This window comes from Pseudomonas sp. CLCA07 (assembly GCF_053615335.1).
Genome location: NZ_CM132131.1, coordinates 702,628 through 724,015, shown reverse-complemented (window position 1 = coordinate 724,015; position 21,388 = coordinate 702,628). Strand labels below are relative to the sequence as shown.

Below are 21,388 nucleotides of genomic sequence, written 5' to 3'. Positions count from 1 at the left end.
ATGGCCACTGTCGATGCACCTCAAGCTCCGGACAACGCGCAAGACACAAACAATCCGCGTAAACGCAAAGTCATGCTGGTCGCGCTGGCGATCCTGGTCGTCCTCGCCGGTGTCGGCGTCTGGGGTTATCACGAACTCTACGGGCGCTGGAAAGAAAGCACCGACGACGCCTACGTCAATGGCAACGTGGTGGAAATCACCCCGCTGGTCACCGGCACCGTGGTCAGCATCGGCGCCGATGACGGTGACCTGGTCCACGAAGGTCAGGTGCTGATCAACTTCGACCCGAACGACGCTGAAGTCGGGCTGCAAAGTGCCCAGGCCAATCTGGCCCGTACCGTGCGTCAGGTCCGCGGCTTGTACAGCAACGTCGACGGCATGAAAGCCCAGGTCAATGCCCAGCAGGCTGAGGTGCAGAAGGCGCAGGACAACTTCAATCGCCGGAAAAACCTCGCCATCGGCGGCGCGATTTCCCAGGAAGAACTGTCCCACGCTCGCGACGACCTGACCTCGGCGCAAAACGCCCTGGCCAACGCCAAACAGCAACTGAACACCACCAGTGCGCTGGTCGATGACACCGTTGTCTCGTCGCACCCGGACGTAATGGCCGCCGCCGCGCAACTGCGTCAGGCCTACCTGAACAACTCGCGCAGTACCTTGATCGCGCCGGTCACCGGTTACGTGGCCAAGCGTTCCGTGCAATTGGGTCAACGGGTTCAGCCGGGCACCGCGCTGATGGCGGTGATTCCGCTGGATCAGCTGTGGATCGACGCCAACTTCAAGGAAACCCAACTGCGTGACATGCGCATCGGTCAGCCGGTGGACATCGAAGCCGACCTCTACGGCAGCGACGTGAAATACAGCGGCACCATCGACAGCCTCGGCGCCGGCACCGGCAGCGCGTTTGCCCTGCTGCCTGCGCAAAACGCTACCGGTAACTGGATAAAAATCGTCCAGCGCGTACCCGTGCGGATTCACATAAACGCCGAAGAACTGGCCAAGCATCCATTGCGCGTGGGGCTGTCGACTCAAGTCGATGTGAACCTGCGAGACCAGAGCGGCCCGGTACTGGCGCAACAGCCGCCGCAAAAGGCCTCGTTTAGCACCAGCATCTATGACCGTCAGTTGGCCGAGGCCGACGCGATGATCACCCAGTTAATCCACGACAACAGCGCCGTGGTCAGCAAGACCGCGCAACGCTGATTCGCCATCACACCGACCTTGTGGGAGCGAGCCTTTGTGGCGAGGGGGCTTGCCCCCGTTGGGTCGCGAAGCGGCCCTAGAAGATGGGACTGCTGCGCAGTCCAACGGGGGCAAGCCCCCTCGCCACAAAGGCTCGCTCCCACAAGGGCGGCTGCGTCTGTAACAGGCGCAGCGCCAATCAGGTTTCAAAGGATTCGCGATGAGCAATAACGCCTCTTTCACGCCGCCCAGCCTGCTGCTCAGCACTATCGGCCTGTCGCTGGCGACCTTCATGCAAGTGCTCGACACGACCATTGCCAACGTGGCGCTGCCGACCATTTCCGGCAACCTTGGCGTGAGTTCGGAGCAGGGCACGTGGGTGATTACTTCATTTGCCGTGAGCAACGCCATTGCGCTGCCGCTGACCGGTTGGCTCAGCCGCCGTTTCGGTGAAGTGAAGCTGTTTCTCTGGGCCACGGTGCTGTTTGTGTTGGCCTCGTTTCTCTGCGGTATCTCGACCTCGATGCCGGAGCTGATCGGTTTTCGGGTGCTACAAGGACTGGTGGCCGGCCCGTTATACCCAATGACCCAGACGTTGCTGATCGCGGTCTATCCCCCCGCGAGGCGTGGCATGGCCCTGGCATTGCTGGCGATGGTCACGGTAGTGGCGCCGATTGCGGGGCCCATCCTCGGCGGCTGGATTACAGACAGTTATAGCTGGCCGTGGATTTTCTTCATCAACGTACCGATCGGGGTCTTTGCGGTGATGGTGGTGCGCCAGCAACTCAAGGCGCGCCCGGTGGAAACCAGTCGCCAGCCGATGGATTACGTGGGGCTGATCACGTTGATCATTGGCGTCGGTGCGTTGCAGATTATCCTCGACAAAGGCAATGACCTGGACTGGTTCGAGTCGAATTTCATCCTGATTGGCGCGGCCATTTCCGTGATAGCGCTGGCGGTGTTCGTGATTTGGGAAATGACCGACCAGCACCCGGTGGTGAACCTGCGGCTGTTCGCCTATCGCAACTTCCGCATCGGCACGCTGGTGCTGGTGTTGGGTTATGCCGGGTTCTTCGGCATCAACCTGATCCTGCCGCAATGGCTGCAAACTCAGATGGGCTATACCGCGACTTGGGCGGGGCTGGCAGTGGCGCCGATCGGGATTCTGCCGGTGCTGATGTCGCCGTTTGTCGGCAAGTATGCGCACAAGTTCGACCTGAGACTGCTGGCCGGGCTGGCGTTTTTGGCCATTGGCCTGAGCTGCTTCATGCGCGCCGGGTTCAACAATGAAGTGGACTTCCAGCACATCGCCCTGGTGCAACTGTTCATGGGTATTGGCGTGGCGCTGTTCTTCATGCCGACCCTGAGCATTTTGATGTCGGACCTGCCACCGAGCCAGATCGCCGACGGCGCGGGCCTGGCGACGTTCCTGCGCACGTTGGGCGGTAGTTTTGCGGCGTCGCTGACCACGTGGATCTGGATTCGCCGGGCGGATCAGCATCACGCGTATTTGAGCGAAAGCATCACCACATTCGATCCGGCAACCCGCGATGTACTTAACACGCTGGGCGGGGCGGGGAATCCGGCATATGCGCAGCTCGATCATGTGCTGACCAGTCAGGCGTACATGCTCTCCACCGTGGATTACTTCACGTTGCTGGGGTGGGGGTTCATTGGGTTGATTCTGATTGTATGGCTGGCGAAACCGCCGTTTGCGGCGAAGGCGGGACCGGCTGCCTCTGGTCACTAAGCCAGACACCTCGGGTCAGTGCCTGGCTCAAAACTTGAGAAAACACTGACCCCCTGTGGGAGCGAGCCTGCTCGCGATAGCGGTGGACCAGTCAGTAAAGATGTTGAATGTGAATCCGCTTTCGCGAGCAGGCTCGCTCCCACAAGGGGTTTTGTGTTCGGCAGTTAGCTAGTGGGGGCTGCAAGTTGCGGTGGCGGGGCAAAGTCGAACGGTGCCAGGGCAAATCCTTGCTCATCCACCTGCAACGCCCAGCCCTGACGATCCCAATCCCCCAGCACAATGCGCTTGGCCGCCTGCTCACCCAACTGCAACTTATGGATGGCCGGGCGATGGGTATGGCCGTGGATCAAGGTTTTCACGCCGTATTCCTGCATGATCCGCGGAATTTCTTCCGGCGTGACATCGACGATGTCATTGGCCTTCATCCGCGTTTGGGCGCGGCTTTCACTGCGCAGCTTGCGCGCCAGTTTGTGCCGGGTGCGCAGCGGCAAGTTCCGCAGGATGAACAGGCTAATCGGGTTGCGCAGGTAGCGACGCAGCTTCATATAGGCTTCGTCGCGGGTGCAGAGGCTGTCGCCGTGCATCAGCAGCACCGGCTCGTCGTAAAACTGCACGACACTCGGGTCCTTCAATAAGCTGCAGCCGGCCTGTTTACAGAAGGCCTGGCCGAGCATGAAGTCACGATTGCCGTGCATCAAAAAGATGGCCGTGCCACTGTCGCTAAGTTCGCGCAGGGCTTGGCAGATGGAACGTTGAAAGGGCGTCATGGCATCGTCGCCAATCCACGCCTCGAAAAAGTCGCCCAGGATATACAACGCACTCGCCGAGCGGGCGCGTCCGGCGAGCAAATCCAGAAACGCCCGGGTAATGTCCGGGCGCTCCTCTTCCAGATGCAAGTCTGAAATCAGCAGTATCACTCAATGATCTCGGCTTTCTCGATGATCACGTCTTCTGCTGGTACGTCCTGATGGCCGGCCTTCATAGTGGTGGAAACACCTTTGATCTTGTCGACAACTTCTTCGCCTGCAACCACTTTAGCGAACACGGCGTAGCCCCAGCCCTGAGTGGTCTTGGCGCTGTGGTTCAGGAAGCTGTTGTCAGCCACGTTAATGAAGAACTGGGCGGACGCCGAATGCGGCTCCATGGTGCGCGCCATGGCAACGCTGTATTTCACGTTCGGCAGGCCGTTGTCAGCTTCGTTCTGGATGCTTGGGCGCTTGTCTTTCTTTTCTTTCATGCCTGGCTCGAAACCGCCGCCCTGGATCATGAAGTTGCCGATGACGCGGTGGAAAACGGTGTTTTCGTAGTGACCGGCTTTGACGTACTCGATGAAGTTGGCCACGGTGATCGGGGCCTTTTCAGCGTTCAGTTCCAGGACGATGTCGCCATGGTTGGTGGTCAGTTTGACTTGGGTCATGATTACTACTCTTTCAAGGAATTCGTGGATGTTGGGACATTAAGGCCCATCACCTGTTCAGCCTTTTTTGGCCAAGGAGGGCAGTTTAGCGTGACAGGCGCGAATTTCGAGGCTGTTTTTCATTTGCGACCGATTAAATACGACCGTTTGCAGGCGCGCTCTGTCAGCTGCTTGACAGCATCGGCTATGATAGCGGCTTTGTTTTATCTGGCCCTTCTTCCGGCCGCGCACTTGTACGTTCAAGGATCCTATGAGCAAGCCCACTGTCGACCCTACCTCGAATGCCAAGACCGGCCCTGCCGTGCCGGTCAATTTCCTGCGCCCGATCATCCAGGCGGACCTGGACTCGGGTAAGCACACGCAGATCGTCACCCGTTTCCCGCCTGAGCCCAATGGCTACCTGCACATCGGTCACGCCAAGTCGATCTGTGTGAACTTCGGCTTGGCCCAGGAATTCGGCGGCGTCACGCACCTGCGTTTCGACGACACCAACCCGGCCAAGGAAGACCAGGAATACATCGACGCGATCGAAAGCGACGTCAAATGGCTGGGCTTCGAATGGTCCGGTGAAGTGCGCTACGCCTCGCAGTATTTCGACCAGCTGCACGACTGGGCCGTTGAACTGATCAAGGCCGGCAAGGCCTACGTCGACGATCTGAGCCCGGAGCAGGCCAAGGAATACCGTGGCAGCCTGACCGAGCCGGGCAAAAACAGCCCGTTCCGTGATCGCTCCGTGGAAGAAAACCTCGACTGGTTCGCTCGCATGCGTGCTGGCGAGTTCCCGGACGGCGCACGTGTGCTGCGGGCCAAGATCGATATGGCCTCGCCGAACATGAACCTGCGCGACCCGATCATGTATCGCATCCGTCACGCTCACCACCACCAGACCGGCGACAAGTGGTGCATCTACCCGAACTACGACTTCACCCACGGTCAGTCGGACGCCATCGAAGGCATCACTCACTCGATCTGCACCCTGGAATTCGAAAGCCATCGTCCGCTGTATGACTGGTTCCTCGACAGCCTGCCCGTGCCAGCGCACCCGCGTCAGTACGAGTTCAGCCGCCTGAACCTGAACTACACGATCACCAGCAAGCGCAAGCTCAAGCAGCTGGTGGACGAGAAGCACGTCAATGGCTGGGACGACCCGCGCATGTCCACGCTGTCGGGCTTCCGTCGCCGTGGCTACACGCCGAAATCGATCCGCAACTTCTGCGAAATGATCGGCACCAATCGGTCCGACGGCGTAGTTGACTTCGGCATGCTCGAATTCAGCATCCGTGACGACCTCGACCACAGCGCCCCGCGTGCCATGTGCGTGCTGCGTCCGCTGAAAGTCGTGATCACCAACTACCCGGAAGGCCAGGTCGAAAACCTCGAACTGCCGTGCCACCCGAAAGAAGACATGGGCATGCGCGCTCTGCCGTTCGCCCGTGAAATCTACATCGACCGTGAAGACTTCATGGAAGAGCCGCCAAAAGGCTACAAGCGCCTGGAACCGGCCGGTGAAGTGCGTTTGCGCGGCAGCTACGTGATTCGTGCCGACGAAGCAATCAAGGACGCCGATGGCAACATCGTCGAACTGCGTTGCTCCTACGACCCGGAAACCCTGGGCAAGAACCCTGAAGGCCGCAAGGTCAAAGGCGTAGTGCACTGGGTGCCGGCCGCTGCCAGCGTCGAGTGCGAAGTGCGCCTGTACGATCGCCTGTTCCGTTCGGCCAACCCTGAGAAGGCCGAAGACAGCGCCAGTTTCCTGGACAACATCAACCCTGACTCGCTGCAGGTGCTCACCGGTTGTCGTGCTGAGCCTTCGCTTGGCAATGCACAGCCGGAAGACCGTTTCCAGTTCGAGCGCGAAGGCTACTTCGTCGCGGATATCAAGGACTCGAAACCGGGCGCTCCGGTATTCAACCGTACCGTGACCCTGCGTGACTCCTGGGGCCAGTGATTCAAGGATTTAACGTGCTTACGATCTACAACACGCTCACCAAGAGCAAAGAAGTTTTCAAACCCTTGGATGGCAACAAGGTGCGCATGTACGTCTGCGGGATGACCGTGTACGACTACTGCCACCTGGGCCACGGCCGCAGCATGGTCGCGTTCGACCTGGTGACCCGCTGGTTGCGGTTCAGCGGTTATGACCTGACCTACGTGCGCAACATCACCGACATTGACGACAAGATCATCAATCGGGCCAACGAGAACGGCGAGTCGTTCGAAGCCTTGACCGAGCGCATGATCGCGGCGATGCACGAAGATGAAGCACGCCTGAACATCAAAAAGCCGGACATGGAACCGCGCGCCACCGGGCATATCCCCGGCATGCACGCGATGATCCAGACCCTGATCGACAAGGGTTACGCCTACGCCCCTGGCAATGGCGACGTGTACTACCGCGTCGCCAAGTTCATGGGTTACGGCAAGCTGTCGCGCAAGAAAATCGAAGACCTGCGCATCGGCGCGCGGATCGAAGTCGACGAGTCCAAACAGGACCCGCTGGACTTCGTGCTCTGGAAGGGCGCCAAGCCGGGCGAGCCGAGCTGGGCGTCGCCGTGGGGCGACGGACGGCCGGGCTGGCACATCGAGTGCTCGGTGATGTCGACCTGCTGCCTGGGCGAGACCTTCGACATTCATGGCGGCGGCAGTGATCTCGAGTTCCCGCACCACGAAAACGAAATCGCCCAGAGCGAAGCGGCCACCGGCAAGACCTACGCCAACGCGTGGATGCATTGCGGCATGATTCGCATCAATGGCGAGAAGATGTCCAAGTCCTTGAACAACTTCTTCACCATTCGCGACGTGCTGGAAAAGTACCACCCGGAAGTCGTGCGTTACCTGCTGGTGTCGAGCCACTACCGCAGCGCGATCAACTACTCGGAAGACAACCTCAAGGACGCCAAAGGCGCACTCGAGCGTTTCTACCACGCGTTGAAAGGCCTGCCGAACGTGGCCCCGGCTGGCGGCGAAGCCTTTGTCGAGCGCTTCACCCAAGTGATGAACGACGACTTCGGTACGCCGGAAGCCTGTGCAGTGCTGTTCGAGATGGTGCGCGAGATCAACCGCCTGCGCGAGAGCGATCTGGATGCAGCGGCGGGTCTGGCAGCGCGCTTGAAAGAACTGGCTAGCGTGCTGGGTGTGTTGCAGCTTGAGGCCGATGACTTCTTGCAGGCCGGCGCTGAAGGCCGTGTTGATGCGGCTGAAGTTGATGCGCTGATTGCAGCACGTCTGGCGGCGCGTGCGGCTAAAGACTGGGCTGAATCCGACCGCATCCGCGACCAGCTCACCGCCATGGGCGTGGTGCTGGAAGATGGGAAGGGTGGCACGACCTGGCGTTTGGCTGACTGATAGATGTAATGCTTAAAAACAAAACCCGCCAAGTGCGGGTTTTGTTTTTAAGGGCTGTTCGCTAATTCTGCGGTGACAGGGCTGGCGTCTTCGCTGGCAAGCCAGCTCCTACAAGGTCGCGCCGTTCGCCAAAATTACGTACACCACGGACACTGTAGGAGCTGGCTTGCCAGCGAAGGGGCCCGTCCGGCCAACCCATCATTCAGTCTGGCGTAACCGCTTGTAAAGGGTATTACGGCTAACCCCTAACCGCCGCGCCAGATACGAAATATTCCCCCCAGCCGCCCGCAACTGCCGATTCAAATCCTCAACATCATTCAAATCCACCGCCAAAGTCTCCGGCGAATCCACCGGTTCCATCTCCAGATCGACAAAAAAATCATCCGGCAAATGCTCAGGTCGCACCGGTTGCTCCTCGGCCATGGCCAGCGCCACCTGCATCACGCTGCTGACCTGACGCAAATTCCCCGGCCACGGGTGACGGCCGAACAACTCCAACACTTCACGACTCAACCCGGCCCACTGCGTCGGCTCGCGGTGTTGCTCCCACAAGCGTTTGAACAACGCCTGCTTGTCGCTACGTTCCCGTAGCGGCGGCAATTCCAGGGTCAAGCCGCCAATGCGGTAATACAAGTCTTCACGAAAGCGGCCAAGTTGCACCTGCTCGCGCAACGCACGATTAGTCGCCGAAATAATCCGGATATCGACCGGGAACAGCTCGCTACTGCCCACCGGCTGCACACAGCGTTCCTGCAAGACCCTCAATAACCGAGCCTGAGTCGGCAACGGCATGTCGCCGATTTCATCCAGGAACAGGGTGCCTTTGTCGGCCTTGCGGATCAGGCCGATGCTGCCTTTCTGATTGGCGCCGGTGAACGCGCCTTTCTCGTAGCCGAACAACTCAGATTCCACCAGTTCGGCGGGGATCGCTGCACAGTTAACGGCAATGAACGGTTTTTTGCTGCGGGAGCTGGCCTGGTGCAAGGCTTTGACGAACACTTCCTTGCCGACCCCGGTTTCCCCGTGGATCAACAGCGGAATGTCCTTTTCCAGTAGACGTTCGGCCTGACGCACGGCTTTTTCCACGCGGCTGTCGCCGAAGTGCAAGGTGTTGAGGCTGATTGCTTCGGGTGCCGCCACGGCCGGCTCGGCGCTCTTGGGTTCAGAAAACAGTCGCGCCTGAATCGGCACTAGTTTCGGCCGCCTCAACAGGCATTGAAAGCGGTTGCGCCCCGAAGCTTGCAGGGCGAACGGCAGGCCGTCGGGCTGGTTCAGGAGTTCCAGTAACGAGACCTTGAACAGGCTCTCGATGCTGACTCGCGACAGGCTGATGCCCAATAGATTGTCGGCCCGACGGTTGGCGGACAGCACCTGGCCGGTCTCATCGAAGATCAACAGCCCGGCCCATTGGCTGTCGAGGTTGTTCAACCCGGTGTTGAAGGTCAATTGAAAATGCTGGCCATGGAACAGGTTGAGAATCAGCCGGTTTTCCACGGTCTGGCTCATCATTTTGACCATGCCCAAGGTGTGCGACGGCGGCAGGTAGCTGTCGCTGGACACATCCAGCACCGCGATGACTTTGCGCTCGGCATCGAAAATCGGCGCGGCGGAACCGGTCATGAAACGGTTGGCTTTCAGAAAGTGTTCATCGTGTTCGATGTGCACGGCTTGCTCGCAGGCCAATGCGGTGCCGATAGCATTGGTACCGCTGCAACGCTCCATCCAGCTGGCGCCGGCGCTGAAACCTCGGGTCAGACTCGGCTCGATAAACCGCTGGGTGCCCCATGACGTCAGGACCTGGCCTTGATTGTCGGCGAGCATGATCAGGCAGTTGGAATTGCTCAGGATGTTTTCGTAATACGGCAGCACTTCCTGGTGTGTGGTCTGCACCAGCGAATGTTGGCTCTCCAGCAATTGCGCGATGCCTTCGGCCGGCAGTTGATCGAACGCAGGGACGCTCTGATGGTTGAGGCCGAACGCACGGCAGCGGGACCAGGAGTCCTGAATGACGGCGTCGTGGGAGAGCGGCGAGGCGGGTGCGGCCATGGCAGTCGATCTCTGAGCAAGCTTTTATTGTTTTTATGGGGGGTACCCACCACGTCGAAACTCTCACGTGATGTTTCTGACACGCCACAGGCCTGTAGGAGCCCGGCTTGCCGGCGATGGCGATTTTGATGACGCCATCGCCGGCAAGCCGGGCTCCTACAGGGCGCGTGAACAGTCCGTAGAGTGTTGTTCACTATTGTTCATTGTCAACGGCTGGATTGTTCAGTTGTTCAGTCGCGGTTGTTCATTTCTGTTCAGCAACGAAAGCGATGACTCCGTTCACTTACGGATTTTCAAGCCAGATCAAAGGCTTGCAATTTTTGGCACGAAAGTCGCTCTGTAGCTCCGGTCGCTTGACTCCAAATAATAAAAAAGGCCGAGCCATGTCATTAACCCTGGAACACGTCAGCCGCACCGTCGAGGGCCAGACCTGGATCGACGATGCCTGCCTGAGTTTTGAACCCGGTTCCTTCAACGTCTTGCTCGGGCGCACGCTGTCCGGCAAAACCAGTCTGATGCGCCTGATGGCCGGTCTGGACAAGCCCGACAGCGGCCGCATCCTGATGAATGGCGTCGACGTCACCCAGCGCCCGGTGCGGCTGCGTAACGTGTCGATGGTCTATCAACAGTTCATCAATTACCCGACCATGACCGTCTTCGAAAACATTGCCTCGCCATTGCGCCAGAGCGGTGTTTCCAATGAAGTGATCCAGAGCAAAGTGCTGGAAACCGCGAAGATGCTGCGCATCGAGAAGTTCCTCCAGCGTCATCCCCTCGAACTCTCCGGTGGCCAGCAACAGCGCACGGCCATGGCACGCGCGCTGGTCAAAGATGCCGAGCTGATTCTGTTCGACGAGCCGCTGGTCAACCTCGATTACAAGCTGCGCGAAGAACTGCGCCAGGAAATGCGCGAGCTGTTCAAGGCGCGGCACACCATCGCGATTTACGCCACCACCGAACCCAACGAAGCCCTGGCGCTGGGCGGCACCACGACCATTCTTCACGAAGGCCGGGTGATCCAGAGCGGCAAGTCGTCCGAGGTGTATCACCAGCCGCAAAGCGTGCTGGCGGCGGAACTGTTTTCCGAGCCGCCGATCAACCTGATGCCGGGGCGCATTGCCGGTAACGAAGTCAGCTTCGCCAATTTCGTGCACTTCCCGTTGAACGTCGACCTGCGGCCGGTGGGTGAAGGCGAGTTCCGCTTTGGCGTGCGTCCGAGCCACATCTCGCTGGTGCCGAGCAACGACGATGATCTGGAGTTGGCCGTGACCGTAGAGGTCGCAGAGATCAGCGGTTCGGAAACCTTCCTGCATGTGCGTAACGAGCATTTTTTGCTGGTACTGCACTTGCCCGGCGTTCACGAATACGACGTTGATGCGCCAATTCGCATTTATATCCCGACCCATAAACTGTTTGTGTTCGATGCGCAGGGGCGTTTGATCCAGGCGCCCGGCCGCCGTATTGCGAGGGTTGCCTGATGGCCGAAATCCGTTTGCAGAACCTCGCCCACAGCTACACCAAAACCCCGGCCGGACCCGAGGATTATGCGATCCGCGAGATGGACCACGTTTGGGAACAAGGCGGCGCCTATGCGTTGCTCGGGCCTTCGGGGTGTGGCAAGTCAACCTTGCTCAACATCATTTCCGGACTGCTCAGTCCCTCTCAGGGGCATGTGTTGTTCGACGGCAAAGCGGTCAACAACCTGACGCCGGAGAAGCGCAACATCGCCCAGGTTTTTCAGTTCCCGGTGGTCTACGACACCATGACGGTGTTCGATAACCTGGCGTTTCCACTGCGCAATCAGGGCATGGCCGAAGCGAGAATTCACAGCAAGGTGCAAGAAATTGCCGAGGTCCTGGACCTTCAGGCGCTGCTGAGCAAAAAGGCCAGTAACCTCACCGCCGATGAAAAGCAAAAAGTCTCCATGGGCCGTGGGCTGGTGCGCGATGACGTCTCGGCGATCCTGTTCGACGAACCGCTGACCGTGATCGACCCGCACCTGAAGTGGAAGCTGCGGCGCAAGCTCAAGCAGATCCACGAGCAGTTCAACATCACCATGGTCTACGTCACTCACGATCAGCTGGAGGCCTCGACCTTCGCTGACAAAATTGCCGTGATGTACGGCGGGCAAATCGTGCAATTCGGTACGCCGCGAGAATTATTCGAACGGCCGAGCCACACCTTTGTCGGCTATTTCATCGGCAGCCCGGGGATGAACCTGATCGAGGTCAAGCCGCAACCGGGGGGCGTGGGTTTCGCCTCGACGCATCTACCGTTGTCTGAAGCTCAACAGAAACGCATCGCTGAATCCGAGTGCAAAACCCTGAAGGTTGGCATCCGTCCGGAGTTCGTGCACGTGTGGGAAGAGCCCTTTGATGACGCGATGAAGGCACAGGTCGTGCACATCGAAGACCTCGGCACCTACAAGATCCTGACCCTGAACCTCGACGGCGCGCCGTTGAAAGTGCGCCTGGCCGAAGACAAACCGGTGCCCGAAGGCACGGCGTACATCAGTTTTCCGGCGCAGTGGTTGATGGTGTATGCCGATGAATACCTGCTGGAGACACTGCCATGAACAAGGTGCAAAACAACAAGGCCTGGTGGCTGGTGTTGCCGGTGTTCCTGCTGGTGGCCTTCAGCGCTGTGGTCCCGATGATGACGGTGGTCAACTATTCGGTGCAGGACATCTTCGACCAGTCCAGCCGCTACTTCGTCGGCGCCGACTGGTACAGGCAAGTGCTGCTCGATCCGCGCCTGCATGACTCGCTGTTGCGGCAATTCATCTACTCCGGTTGCGTGCTGCTGATCGAAATCCCGCTGGGTATTGCCATCGCCCTGACGATGCCAACCAAGGGGCGCTGGTCGTCGCTGGTGCTGATCATTCTGGCGATTCCGTTGCTGATTCCATGGAACGTGGTCGGCACGATCTGGCAGATTTTTGGCCGCGCCGATATCGGCCTGCTGGGGGCAAGCCTCAAAGCCATGGGCATCAGCTACAACTATGCGGCGAACACCATGGACGCCTGGGTCACGGTGCTGGTGATGGACGTGTGGCACTGGACGTCGTTGGTGGCGCTGTTGTGCTTCTCCGGATTGCGGGCGATTCCCGACGTGTATTACCAGGCGGCGCGGATTGATCGGGCCTCGGCCTGGGCGGTGTTCCGGCACATCCAGTTGCCCAAGCTGAAAAGCGTGCTGTTGATCGCGGTGATGCTGCGGTTCATGGACAGTTTCATGATTTACACCGAGCCGTTCGTGCTGACCGGTGGCGGCCCGGGGAATGCCACGACGTTCCTGAGTCAGACGCTGACCCAGATGGCGATAGGGCAATTCGACCTGGGGCCGGCAGCGGCGTTTTCGCTGGTGTACTTCCTGATCATCCTGTTGGTGTCCTGGCTGTTCTACACCGCCATGACTCACTCTGACGCCAACCGCTGAGGCCCGCCATGAGCAAGAGAAAGCTTATTCCGCTGCTGATCTACATCCTGTTCCTGCTGGTGCCGATCTACTGGTTGCTGAACATGTCGTTCAAGAGCAACACCGAAATTCTCGGCGGACTGACGTTGTTCCCCGCGGATTTCACCTTGCATAACTACAAGGTGATTTTCACTGATCCGGCCTGGTACACCGGTTACCTCAACTCGCTGTATTACGTGAGCCTGAACACGGTGATTGCCTTGAGCGTGGCACTGCCGGCGGCGTATGCGTTTTCACGCTATCGCTTCCTCGGCGACAAGCACCTGTTCTTCTGGCTGCTGACCAACCGCATGGCGCCGCCGGCGGTGTTCCTGTTGCCGTTCTTCCAGCTGTATTCCTCAATCGGCCTGTTTGACACTCACATCGCGGTGGCCTTGGCTCACTGCCTGTTTAACGTGCCGTTGGCGGTGTGGATTCTTGAGGGCTTCATGTCCGGTGTTCCCAAGGAAATCGACGAAACCGCCTACATCGACGGCTATAGTTTTCCCAAGTTTTTCGTGAAGATTTTTATCCCGCTGATCGGCTCCGGCATCGGCGTCACGGCATTTTTCTGCTTCATGTTTTCCTGGGTTGAATTGCTCTTGGCGCGCACGCTGACGTCGGTCAATGCCAAGCCGATTGCTGCGGTGATGACCCGCACGGTTTCGGCGTCGGGCATCGATTGGGGCGTGCTGGCGGCGGCAGGGGTGTTGACCATCCTGCCGGGCATGCTGGTGATCTGGTTTGTTCGCAACCACGTGGCCAAGGGCTTTGCCTTGGGTCGGGTATGAGGAGCTGATGATGGAATGGATGAGTTGGACCGGCCCTACGGCAGCGTTCTTCTGCGTCATTGGCCTGATTCTGGTGGGCATGACGACCTGGGAGTTGCGCTCGCCGAGCATTCTCAAGCGAGGTTTCTTGCCGATTGCCACCACCCGTGGCGATCGGCTGTTTATCGGTCTTCTCGGCAGCGCCTACCTGCATTTGCTGGTAATTGGCGTCACCGACTGGAGCATCTGGGTAGCGTCCGCGTTGTCCCTGGTGTGGCTGTTGGCTGTGATGCGTTGGGGCTAGTCGAATCGCTCGGCAATGTTGCTCCGAAATTCAAACAGGAGGTCTCTATGTTCGACAAAAACAATAAGCTGCGACATAGCATTTCATTGGCAGCCATGCTGGCACTCAGTGGGTTGAGCGCTGCGGCCTGGGCCGACGCCTATGAAGACGCTGCGAAGAAATGGATCGGCAGTGAATTCAAGCCATCCACGTTGACAGCCGATCAACAGTTGGAAGAACTGAAGTGGTTCATCAAGGCGGCGCAGCCGTTTCGCGGGATGAGTATCAAAGTGGTTTCGGAAACCATCGCCACCCACGAATATGAGTCAAAGGTCCTGGCCAAGGCCTTCACCGAGATCACTGGCATCAAGCTGACCCACGACTTGCTGCAGGAAGGCGACGTGGTGGAAAAGCTGCAGACCGTGATGCAATCGGACAAGAGCATCTATGACGGCTGGGTCAACGACTCGGACTTGATCGGTACTCACTTCCGCTACGGCAAGACTGAATCGATCACCGACCTGATGGCCAACGAAGGCAAGGACTTCACCTCGCCGACGCTGGACATCAAGGACTTCATTGGCACCTCCTTTACCACGGCCCCGGACGGCAAGCTCTATCAGCTGCCTGACCAGCAATTCGCCAACCTCTACTGGTTCCGCGCCGACTGGTTCGAGCGGCCGGAGCTGAAAGCCAAGTTCAAGGAAAAGTACGGCTACGAATTGGGCGTGCCGGTGAACTGGTCAGCCTATGAAGACATCGCCAAATTCTTCAGCGAAGACGTCAAGGAAATCGACGGCAAGCGGGTCTACGGGCACATGGACTATGGCAAGAAAGACCCGTCCCTGGGCTGGCGCTTCACCGATGCCTGGTTCTCCATGGCCGGTGCCGGCGACAAGGGCATTCCCAACGGCTTGCCGGTGGACGAGTGGGGCATTCGGGTCGAGGACTGCCACCCGGTGGGCTCCAGCGTGACCCGCGGCGGCGACACCAACGGGCCGGCGGCGGTCTTTGCCACCCAGAAATACGTCGACTGGCTCAAGGCCTATGCGCCACCGGAAGCGGCGGGCATGACCTTCTCCGAGGCCGGTCCGGTGCCGGCCCAAGGCAACATTGCCCAACAGATTTTCTGGTACACCGCGTTCACCGCCGACATGACCAAGCCGGGCCTGCCCGTCGTGAATGCCGATGGCACACCGAAATGGCGCATGGCGCCGTCGCCGCGCGGTCCCTACTGGGAAGAGGGCATGAAGCTTGGGTATCAGGACGTGGGTTCCTGGACGTTCCTGAAGTCCACACCTGAGAAACAGAAACTCGCCGCTTGGCTCTATGCGCAGTTCGTGACCTCGAAAACCGTGTCTCTGAAGAAAACCATCGTCGGCCTGACACCGATTCGCGAGTCGGACATCAACTCGCAAGCGATGACCGACCTGGCACCGAAACTCGGTGGCCTGGTGGAGTTCTACCGCAGCCCGGCCCGCGTGCAATGGACCCCGACCGGGACCAACGTGCCGGACTATCCGCGTCTGGCGCAACTGTGGTGGAGCCATATCGCCGAAGCGGCCAGCGGCGAGAAAACCCCGCAACAGGCGCTGGACGGTCTGGCCAAGGATCAGGACGCGATCATGTCCCGCCTGGAACGTTCGAAAGCGCAAACCACCTGCGCACCGAAAATGAACCCCGAGCGCGATGCGCAATACTGGTTCGATCAACCGGGTGCACCGAAGCCGAAACTGGCGAACGAGAAGCCTAAGGGTGAAACCGTGAACTACAACGAGCTGCTGAAGTCGTGGGCGAACGCGCCTAAGTAAGCTTCTGCACTGAGAAAGGCGAACGGCACCGAAAGGTGCCGTTTTTATTTGTACCTGATAGTCCGTCATCGCGGGCAAGCCACGCTCCCACAGGTTTCAGTGGTGTTCACACATTCTGCGGACGACGGTGATCACTGTGGGAGCGGCGGTGCGACGATTCGACTTGCCCGCGAAGAGGCCGGCCCCGACAGCGGAAATCTCAAGTCTGATACCTCAGTGCACCGCCCCCTCAATCGCAGGAAACCCCAACCGAAACACCGTCATCGCCCCCGGCATGCTCTTAACCTCCGCCACCCCCTGATGCAAACTCATGATCGAACGCACAATAGCCAGCCCCAGCCCGGTGCTGCCCTGCGCGCGCGAGCGGCTGTGGTCGACGCGGTAAAAGCGGTCGAACAGATGCGGCAGATGCTGCGCTTCGATGCCTGCACCGGGGTTGCCGACCAGCAGTGAAACCTCTGTCGCCCCTTGTTCAATCAGCAGCGAAACCGTTTGCCCGGCCGGGCAGTGACGCAGGGCGTTGGACATCAGGTTCGAGATCGCCCGCTGGATCATCAACCGGTCGCCTTTCACCCGAGCACTGCCCACCACAGTCAAATGAATCTGCTTGTCCTGCGCCGAAAGGGAAAACAGGTCGGCGACTTTCAGGGCTTCATCTTCCAGCGCAATCAGCTCGAAAGGCGTAAGCGCCGCGGGCTGGCTGACTTGCGCCAGAAACAGCATGTCCGAGACTATTCGCGCGACGCGTTCCAGTTCTTCGGTACACGACACCAAAATATCTTTGTATTCCTGAGTCGTGCGTTCCCGAGACAGTGTTACCTGTGCCTTGCCCATCAAATTGTTGATCGGCGAGCGCAGCTCATGGGCCAGATCATCGGAGAACTGCGACAACTGCTGCACGCCGTTGTCGAGGCGGTGCAGCATGAAATTGATACCTTGCGCCAGTTCACTGAGTTCCTGTGGCATGTTCACCACCGAGAGTCGATGGTCGAGGTCCTGCGTCGAAACCATCGCCGCCACCTGGCGAAACTCGCGCATCGGTGCCAGACCTCGCAGCACCGCCACCCAGGCACTGAGACCGATGAAAATCAGCAGTAACGGCAAAGCCATCAGCGTCGAACGCAGATAAGCGCTGAGCAACGCCTGATCGTGAGCATTGTCCATCGACAACAGCACCGGGACACGGGTGCCGTCCTTGATGCGGATCAGTCTGGAGGCTGTTAGGAACTTCGTGCCCTGAGCGTCGGTGCTGGTGGAGTAAGCCAACTGATCGGTGGCCGCCCGCACCGCCTTCAGTTCGAGGCGCGGATCGGCCATGCCGGTGCCGGACTTCAATAGCGGTGCGCGCAGATTGCTGCGCTCGTAAATGGTCAGAGTGAGGTTGTCATGCCCCATGACCTGGTCGAGCAAGATGTGCGGCTTCGAACTGATGTCTCCGGGATCGGAGTACAGCGCCAGGCTGTGTTCAACTTGCTCCATCTTCTTTTCCAGGCCGTCTCTGGATACTGCGTTCAGCTCGTGGGTCAGGGTGAAATAAGCGAGGATCGCCAGGAACACCACCAGCAGCGCCCCGACAATGCTGACCGTCAGACCGAGGCGCAGCGACAGGCTCGCCGGCTTCATTCCCGCGCTTCCAGCACGTAACCGACACCGCGCAGGGTGTGAATCAACTTGTTGTCGAACGGGTCGTCGATTTTCGCCCGCAAACGCCGGATCGAGACTTCGACCACGTTGGTGTCGCAGTCGAAGTTCATGTCCCACACCAGCGAAATGATTTGGGTGCGGGTGAGCACCTCGCCGGACTGGCGCATCAGCAGATGCAGCAGGGCGAACTCCTTGGTGGTCAGGTCGATGCGCTGCTCGCCACGAAAGGCGCGATGACGCCCCGGATCGAGTTCCAGATCGGCAACTTTGAGTACTTGCGGCACCGGGATGTTTTCGCTGCGGCGCATCAGGCTACGCACCCGTGCCAGCAATTCGGGGAACTCGAACGGTTTGACCAGATAATCGTCGGCGCCCAGATCCAGGCCGCGAATCTTGTCAGCCAAACGACCGCGTGCGGTCAACATCATCACGCGAGTAGAGCGGGTGCGGCGCAGTTGTTCCAGTACGCCCCAACCGTCCAGTTCCGGCAGATTGGCGTCGAGTATTACCAGGTCGTAAACCTGGTGTTGTGCCAGATGCAGTCCATCGGTTCCATTGGCCGCGTGATCAACGATATAACCACTTTCTGTCAGTCCCTGATGTAAGTATTCGGCAGTTTTAAGCTCGTCCTCGACGACAAGGATTCGCATGATCAATCACCACTTTTATTTAAAGGATATGTAATTAAGGTGGTCGGGAAAGTTGTTGTTTTTGTAAGGGCTTCCGGACGGTTTTTATAGAGATTAGTTAATTGCTTTTTGGTGTCCTACAGTGATTTCTCCGGATCAAGGCGTGCAGGGTAAAGTCTGTAGTAGCTACAGAGTCAACTGAAACCCGCCATCTTGGGCCATGAAAGCGGCGCTCTGCGACAGCCAGTCGCAGAGAGTCGTGTCAAAAATGTTACATCCTCATGGAATTTAAATAGGCAACTACTGTTCGGCGGATAAACAAGGGTATTTGTTTCGTTGTATTGCTGTTTTGATTTTCATACTTTGCATGTTAGAGCAAAATAACTTGCTGGAGTGCTGGATAACGCATTTGTAATGTTTCAGTCACCTTGTCGATAAGTTCAAAGCTCTACCGTGACGACATTGAATTTTCTTGATTTAAAAAGGAAGTATTCCATTGCCCGGTTTAAGAGAACTGACGGCGTGCTCACGCCTGAAAAAAACAGCAAACGTGGTAACGGCCACCTGCTTTTTGTTACTGGCCGGCCCATGTCTGGCGGCTGTTTCGTCCGGCTCGACACTGACACTGGATCAGGCCCTGAAAACGGCATTTGCCGGTAACCCTGAGTTGGCGGCCGCCCAATGGGAGATCGGAATAGCCGAAGGGGATCGACAGCAGGCCGGTTTGATTCCCAACCCCGAAGTGTCGTGGGAGGCCGAAGACACGCGGAGTGAGTCGCGAACCACCACGGTGATGCTCAGCCAGCCAATTGAACTGGGCGGCAAACGCGGTGCGCGGATCGATGTCGCCAGCCGTGCGCAGGATGCCGCCGGAATCGAGTTGGAGCGCAGGAGCAACGCTTTGCGCGCCGATGTGATTCAGGCGTTCTCCAGCGCACAAACGGCGCAGCAGCGCTTGCAGTTGTCCCGCCAGTCACTGGAGCTGGCCGAGCAGGGGCTGCGGGTGGCGCAAGGCCGCATCCAGGCGGGCAAATCATCGCCGGTCGAAGGCACGCGAGCGCAGGTGCAACTGTCGGAAGTGCGTCTGGAAATGAGCCGCGCCGAGCGCGATCAGGCTAACGCGTACCAGCAATTGGCGCAGGTCATGGGCGCACCGTTGCCGACGTTGACCATTGTGCAAACGGCCACTCAAGGCATGCCCGCCATGCCGCCGCCTACCCGTTTGCTGGAGCGGCTGAAGGAGACCGCCGAGATGCGTCTGGCCAAATTGCAGATCGACCAGCGTGAAGCCTCATTGGCGCTGGAGAAGACGCAGCGGATTCCTGATGTGACTGTGAGTGTCGGCAGCCAGTACAGCGAACTGGATCGCGAGCGAGTGAATGTGGTCGGGCTATCGATGCCGATCCCACTGTTCAATCGCAATCAGGGCAACGTGCTGGCGGCGGCGCGGCGCACCGACCAGGCGCGGGATCTGCGCAACGCCACCGAACTGCGCTTGCGCACGGAAATCCAGACCACGCTTGCGCAATGGCAGACCGCCAACGGCGAAGTCAAAGCGTTCCACCAGACCATTCTGCCCGCCGCGCAAAGTGCGGTCGACAGCGCTACGCGCGGTTTCGAAATGGGCAAGTTCGGGTTCCTCGACGTGCTCGACGCCCAGCGCACCCTGATCAGTGCTCGCACCCAATACATCCAGGCCGTTGCCGAAGCGACAGACGCGCGGGTGCGCATCGAACGCATTTTCGGCGATCTCGGCGCGTTCGGCGTCAGCCCCTGAATTTCATCTTTTAAATCACTGCGCGATGGCCTGACGCAGAGGAGTTTCCATGGATAAAAAACTGATCGTGGTCGCAGTGGCGACATTGACCCTGGGCATTGGTATCGGCTCGTTGTGGGTGGGTAACTCGCCCATTGACGCCCATGCCGATGAAGCGTCGGAGCATGCCGACCATGCTGAAGAAGGCGCATCAGCCGACGGCGGACATGCCGAAGGTGAAAGCGAAGAAGGACACCTCACACTCAGCAACGAACAGATCACGGCGGCCGGCATTCAACTGGCCGAAGCACAGGCGCAGAACATCAGTCTTGGCCTGCCGTTCCCCGGCGAAGTGCGCTTTGACGAAGACCGCACCGCGCACCTGGTGCCTCGCGTGCCGGGGGTGGTCGAGTCGGTGTCGGTCAGCCTCGGGCAGTCGGTGAAGAAGGGGCAGTTGCTGGCGGTGATCGCCAGCCAGCAGATTTCCGATCAGCGCAGCGAGCAGACGGCCGCACAGCGGCGTCTGGCGTTGGCGCGCACCACGTTCGAGCGTGAGCGGCAGTTGTGGCAGGACAAGATTTCCCCCGAGCAGGATTTCCTCCAGGCCCGTCAGGCGTTGGAAGAGGCCGAAATCGCCCTGAGCAATGCCCGACAGAAAATTAGCGTACTCAGTGGTAGCGTGGTCGCCAGCGGCGGCAATCGGTACGAATTGCGTGCGCCCTTTGACGGCGTAGTGGTGGAAAAACATCTGACACCCGGGGAGGTGGTCGATGAAACCACGGCTGCTTACACGCTCTCGGACTTGTCCCGGGTGTGGGTGACGTTCGGCGTTTCGCCCAAGGATTTGAACAAGGTACAGGTCGGTAAACCGGTCTCTGTCAGCGCTCCGGAGCTGGGGGCAGAAGTCGTCGGCACCGTGGCTTACGTCGGCAGTTTACTGGGCGAACAGACGCGCACCGCAACGGTTCGCGTCACCCTGGAAAATCCGCAAGGTTCGTGGCGTCCGGGGTTGTTCGTGAATGCGTTGGTCGCCACTGACAGCCGACAAGCCAAAGTCGCCGTGCCCGAAACCGCGATCCAGACGGTCGAGGACAAACCCACAGTGTTCGTGCGCACCGACGACGGCTTCAAGGCGCAAGCAGTGGAGCTGGGCAGTCGCGCGGCCGGTCAGGTGGAAATCACCCAGGGGTTGGAGCCTGGCGTGCAAGTCGCCAGTGTCGGCAGCTTTGTTCTCAAATCGGAATTGGGCAAAGCCTCGGCTGAGCACTCCCACTGATCCGCCCCCTCGACGAGAAGGTT

Annotated in this window: 17 protein-coding genes; 12 read left to right on the top strand and 5 right to left on the bottom strand. The window is 59.1% G+C overall.

Annotated features, from left to right (window positions below):
- Both ACWGZX_RS03365 and ACWGZX_RS03360 read left to right on the top strand, forming a co-directional pair.
- On the top strand, positions 1 to 1,203 hold the full coding sequence (locus tag ACWGZX_RS03365) for an HlyD family secretion protein (RefSeq protein WP_452627288.1): 1,203 nt from the start codon (positions 1 to 3) through the stop codon (positions 1,201 to 1,203).
- A 199-nt stretch (positions 1,204 to 1,402) separates the two neighbouring features.
- Complete coding sequence (locus ACWGZX_RS03360; protein WP_452627287.1) at positions 1,403 to 2,932, top strand: DHA2 family efflux MFS transporter permease subunit; 1,530 nt, start codon at positions 1,403 to 1,405, stop codon at positions 2,930 to 2,932.
- Positions 2,933 to 3,096: 164 nt separating this feature from the next.
- On the opposite strand, the gene lpxH is transcribed toward ACWGZX_RS03360, so the two are convergent.
- Together lpxH and ACWGZX_RS03350 are read right to left on the bottom strand one after the other, a co-directional pair.
- Positions 3,097 to 3,849, bottom strand: coding sequence for a UDP-2,3-diacylglucosamine diphosphatase (gene lpxH, locus ACWGZX_RS03355; protein WP_452627286.1), 753 nt, complete (start codon positions 3,847 to 3,849; stop codon positions 3,097 to 3,099).
- A complete protein-coding gene (locus ACWGZX_RS03350) occupies positions 3,846 to 4,349 on the bottom strand; it encodes a peptidylprolyl isomerase (protein ID WP_223520393.1) in 504 nt (167 codons plus the stop codon). The genes lpxH and ACWGZX_RS03350 overlap by 4 nt, the downstream gene beginning before the upstream one ends.
- A gap of 250 nt (positions 4,350 to 4,599) precedes the next feature.
- On the opposite strand from ACWGZX_RS03350, the gene ACWGZX_RS03345 reads away from it, so the two are divergent.
- Together ACWGZX_RS03345 and cysS are read left to right on the top strand one after the other, a co-directional pair.
- The gene (locus ACWGZX_RS03345; RefSeq protein WP_452627285.1) at positions 4,600 to 6,297 is read left to right on the top strand and encodes a glutamine--tRNA ligase/YqeY domain fusion protein; all 1,698 of its coding nucleotides are present in this window, start codon (positions 4,600 to 4,602) and stop codon (positions 6,295 to 6,297) included.
- Positions 6,298 to 6,311: 14 nt separating this feature from the next.
- Complete coding sequence (cysS, locus tag ACWGZX_RS03340) at positions 6,312 to 7,694, top strand: cysteine--tRNA ligase (RefSeq protein WP_452627284.1); 1,383 nt, start codon at positions 6,312 to 6,314, stop codon at positions 7,692 to 7,694.
- Between the two features lie 198 nt (positions 7,695 to 7,892).
- Here cysS and ACWGZX_RS03335 read toward each other — a convergent pair whose 3' ends face one another.
- Positions 7,893 to 9,740: a sigma-54-dependent Fis family transcriptional regulator gene (locus tag ACWGZX_RS03335; RefSeq protein WP_452627283.1), complete on the bottom strand. Its 1,848-nt coding sequence runs from the start codon at positions 9,738 to 9,740 to the stop codon at positions 7,893 to 7,895.
- A gap of 383 nt (positions 9,741 to 10,123) precedes the next feature.
- Between ACWGZX_RS03335 and ACWGZX_RS03330 the strand changes: the two genes are divergently transcribed.
- From ACWGZX_RS03330 to ACWGZX_RS03305, 6 genes are read left to right on the top strand one after another with little or no spacing between them, the layout of a single operon-like run.
- The gene (locus tag ACWGZX_RS03330; protein WP_452627282.1) at positions 10,124 to 11,218 is read left to right on the top strand and encodes an ABC transporter ATP-binding protein; all 1,095 of its coding nucleotides are present in this window, start codon (positions 10,124 to 10,126) and stop codon (positions 11,216 to 11,218) included.
- Positions 11,218 to 12,315, top strand: a complete 1,098-nt coding sequence (locus ACWGZX_RS03325) for an ABC transporter ATP-binding protein (protein ID WP_452627281.1) — start codon at positions 11,218 to 11,220, stop codon at positions 12,313 to 12,315. Before ACWGZX_RS03330 ends, ACWGZX_RS03325 begins: the two co-directional genes overlap by 1 nt.
- On the top strand, positions 12,312 to 13,178 hold the full coding sequence (locus tag ACWGZX_RS03320) for a carbohydrate ABC transporter permease (RefSeq protein ID WP_452627280.1): 867 nt from the start codon (positions 12,312 to 12,314) through the stop codon (positions 13,176 to 13,178). The genes ACWGZX_RS03325 and ACWGZX_RS03320 overlap by 4 nt, the downstream gene beginning before the upstream one ends.
- An 8-nt stretch (positions 13,179 to 13,186) precedes the next feature.
- Complete coding sequence (locus ACWGZX_RS03315; protein ID WP_007946968.1) at positions 13,187 to 13,987, top strand: carbohydrate ABC transporter permease; 801 nt, start codon at positions 13,187 to 13,189, stop codon at positions 13,985 to 13,987.
- A gap of 10 nt (positions 13,988 to 13,997) precedes the next feature.
- Positions 13,998 to 14,270, top strand: coding sequence for a DUF2160 domain-containing protein (locus ACWGZX_RS03310; RefSeq protein WP_452627279.1), 273 nt, complete (start codon positions 13,998 to 14,000; stop codon positions 14,268 to 14,270).
- Positions 14,271 to 14,317: 47 nt separating this feature from the next.
- On the top strand, positions 14,318 to 16,060 hold the full coding sequence (locus ACWGZX_RS03305) for an ABC transporter substrate-binding protein (RefSeq protein WP_223520377.1): 1,743 nt from the start codon (positions 14,318 to 14,320) through the stop codon (positions 16,058 to 16,060).
- Positions 16,061 to 16,273: 213 nt separating this feature from the next.
- On the opposite strand, the gene ACWGZX_RS03300 is transcribed toward ACWGZX_RS03305, so the two are convergent.
- Positions 16,274 to 17,683: a heavy metal sensor histidine kinase gene (locus tag ACWGZX_RS03300; RefSeq protein ID WP_452627278.1), complete on the bottom strand. Its 1,410-nt coding sequence runs from the start codon at positions 17,681 to 17,683 to the stop codon at positions 16,274 to 16,276.
- A complete protein-coding gene (locus tag ACWGZX_RS03295; protein ID WP_452627277.1) occupies positions 17,680 to 18,354 on the bottom strand; it encodes a heavy metal response regulator transcription factor in 675 nt (224 codons plus the stop codon). Before ACWGZX_RS03295 ends, ACWGZX_RS03300 begins: the two co-directional genes overlap by 4 nt.
- A 475-nt stretch (positions 18,355 to 18,829) precedes the next feature.
- On the opposite strand from ACWGZX_RS03295, the gene ACWGZX_RS03290 reads away from it, so the two are divergent.
- Entirely contained in the window at positions 18,830 to 20,110 is a 1,281-nt protein-coding gene (locus tag ACWGZX_RS03290) for a TolC family protein (protein WP_452627276.1), read from the top strand.
- A gap of 49 nt (positions 20,111 to 20,159) precedes the next feature.
- On the top strand, positions 20,160 to 21,365 hold the full coding sequence (locus ACWGZX_RS03285) for an efflux RND transporter periplasmic adaptor subunit (protein ID WP_452627275.1): 1,206 nt from the start codon (positions 20,160 to 20,162) through the stop codon (positions 21,363 to 21,365).
- The last annotated feature ends 23 nt before the right edge of the window (positions 21,366 to 21,388 follow it).

Coding starts and splice junctions, on each gene's coding strand:
- ACWGZX_RS03335 (WP_452627283.1), bottom strand. CDS start 9,740: ATGGCCGCACCCGCCTCGCCGCTCTCCCACGACGCCGTCATTCAGGAC.
- ACWGZX_RS03300 (WP_452627278.1), bottom strand. CDS start 17,683: ATGAAGCCGGCGAGCCTGTCGCTGCGCCTCGGTCTGACGGTCAGCATT.
- ACWGZX_RS03350 (WP_223520393.1), bottom strand. CDS start 4,349: ATGACCCAAGTCAAACTGACCACCAACCATGGCGACATCGTCCTGGAA.
- ACWGZX_RS03305 (WP_223520377.1), top strand. CDS start 14,318: ATGTTCGACAAAAACAATAAGCTGCGACATAGCATTTCATTGGCAGCC.
- ACWGZX_RS03325 (WP_452627281.1), top strand. CDS start 11,218: ATGGCCGAAATCCGTTTGCAGAACCTCGCCCACAGCTACACCAAAACC.
- ACWGZX_RS03310 (WP_452627279.1), top strand. CDS start 13,998: ATGGAATGGATGAGTTGGACCGGCCCTACGGCAGCGTTCTTCTGCGTC.
- ACWGZX_RS03360 (WP_452627287.1), top strand. CDS start 1,403: ATGAGCAATAACGCCTCTTTCACGCCGCCCAGCCTGCTGCTCAGCACT.
- ACWGZX_RS03345 (WP_452627285.1), top strand. CDS start 4,600: ATGAGCAAGCCCACTGTCGACCCTACCTCGAATGCCAAGACCGGCCCT.
- ACWGZX_RS03295 (WP_452627277.1), bottom strand. CDS start 18,354: ATGCGAATCCTTGTCGTCGAGGACGAGCTTAAAACTGCCGAATACTTA.
- ACWGZX_RS03330 (WP_452627282.1), top strand. CDS start 10,124: ATGTCATTAACCCTGGAACACGTCAGCCGCACCGTCGAGGGCCAGACC.
- ACWGZX_RS03320 (WP_452627280.1), top strand. CDS start 12,312: ATGAACAAGGTGCAAAACAACAAGGCCTGGTGGCTGGTGTTGCCGGTG.
- ACWGZX_RS03315 (WP_007946968.1), top strand. CDS start 13,187: ATGAGCAAGAGAAAGCTTATTCCGCTGCTGATCTACATCCTGTTCCTG.
- ACWGZX_RS03285 (WP_452627275.1), top strand. CDS start 20,160: ATGGATAAAAAACTGATCGTGGTCGCAGTGGCGACATTGACCCTGGGC.
- ACWGZX_RS03365 (WP_452627288.1), top strand. CDS start 1: ATGGCCACTGTCGATGCACCTCAAGCTCCGGACAACGCGCAAGACACA.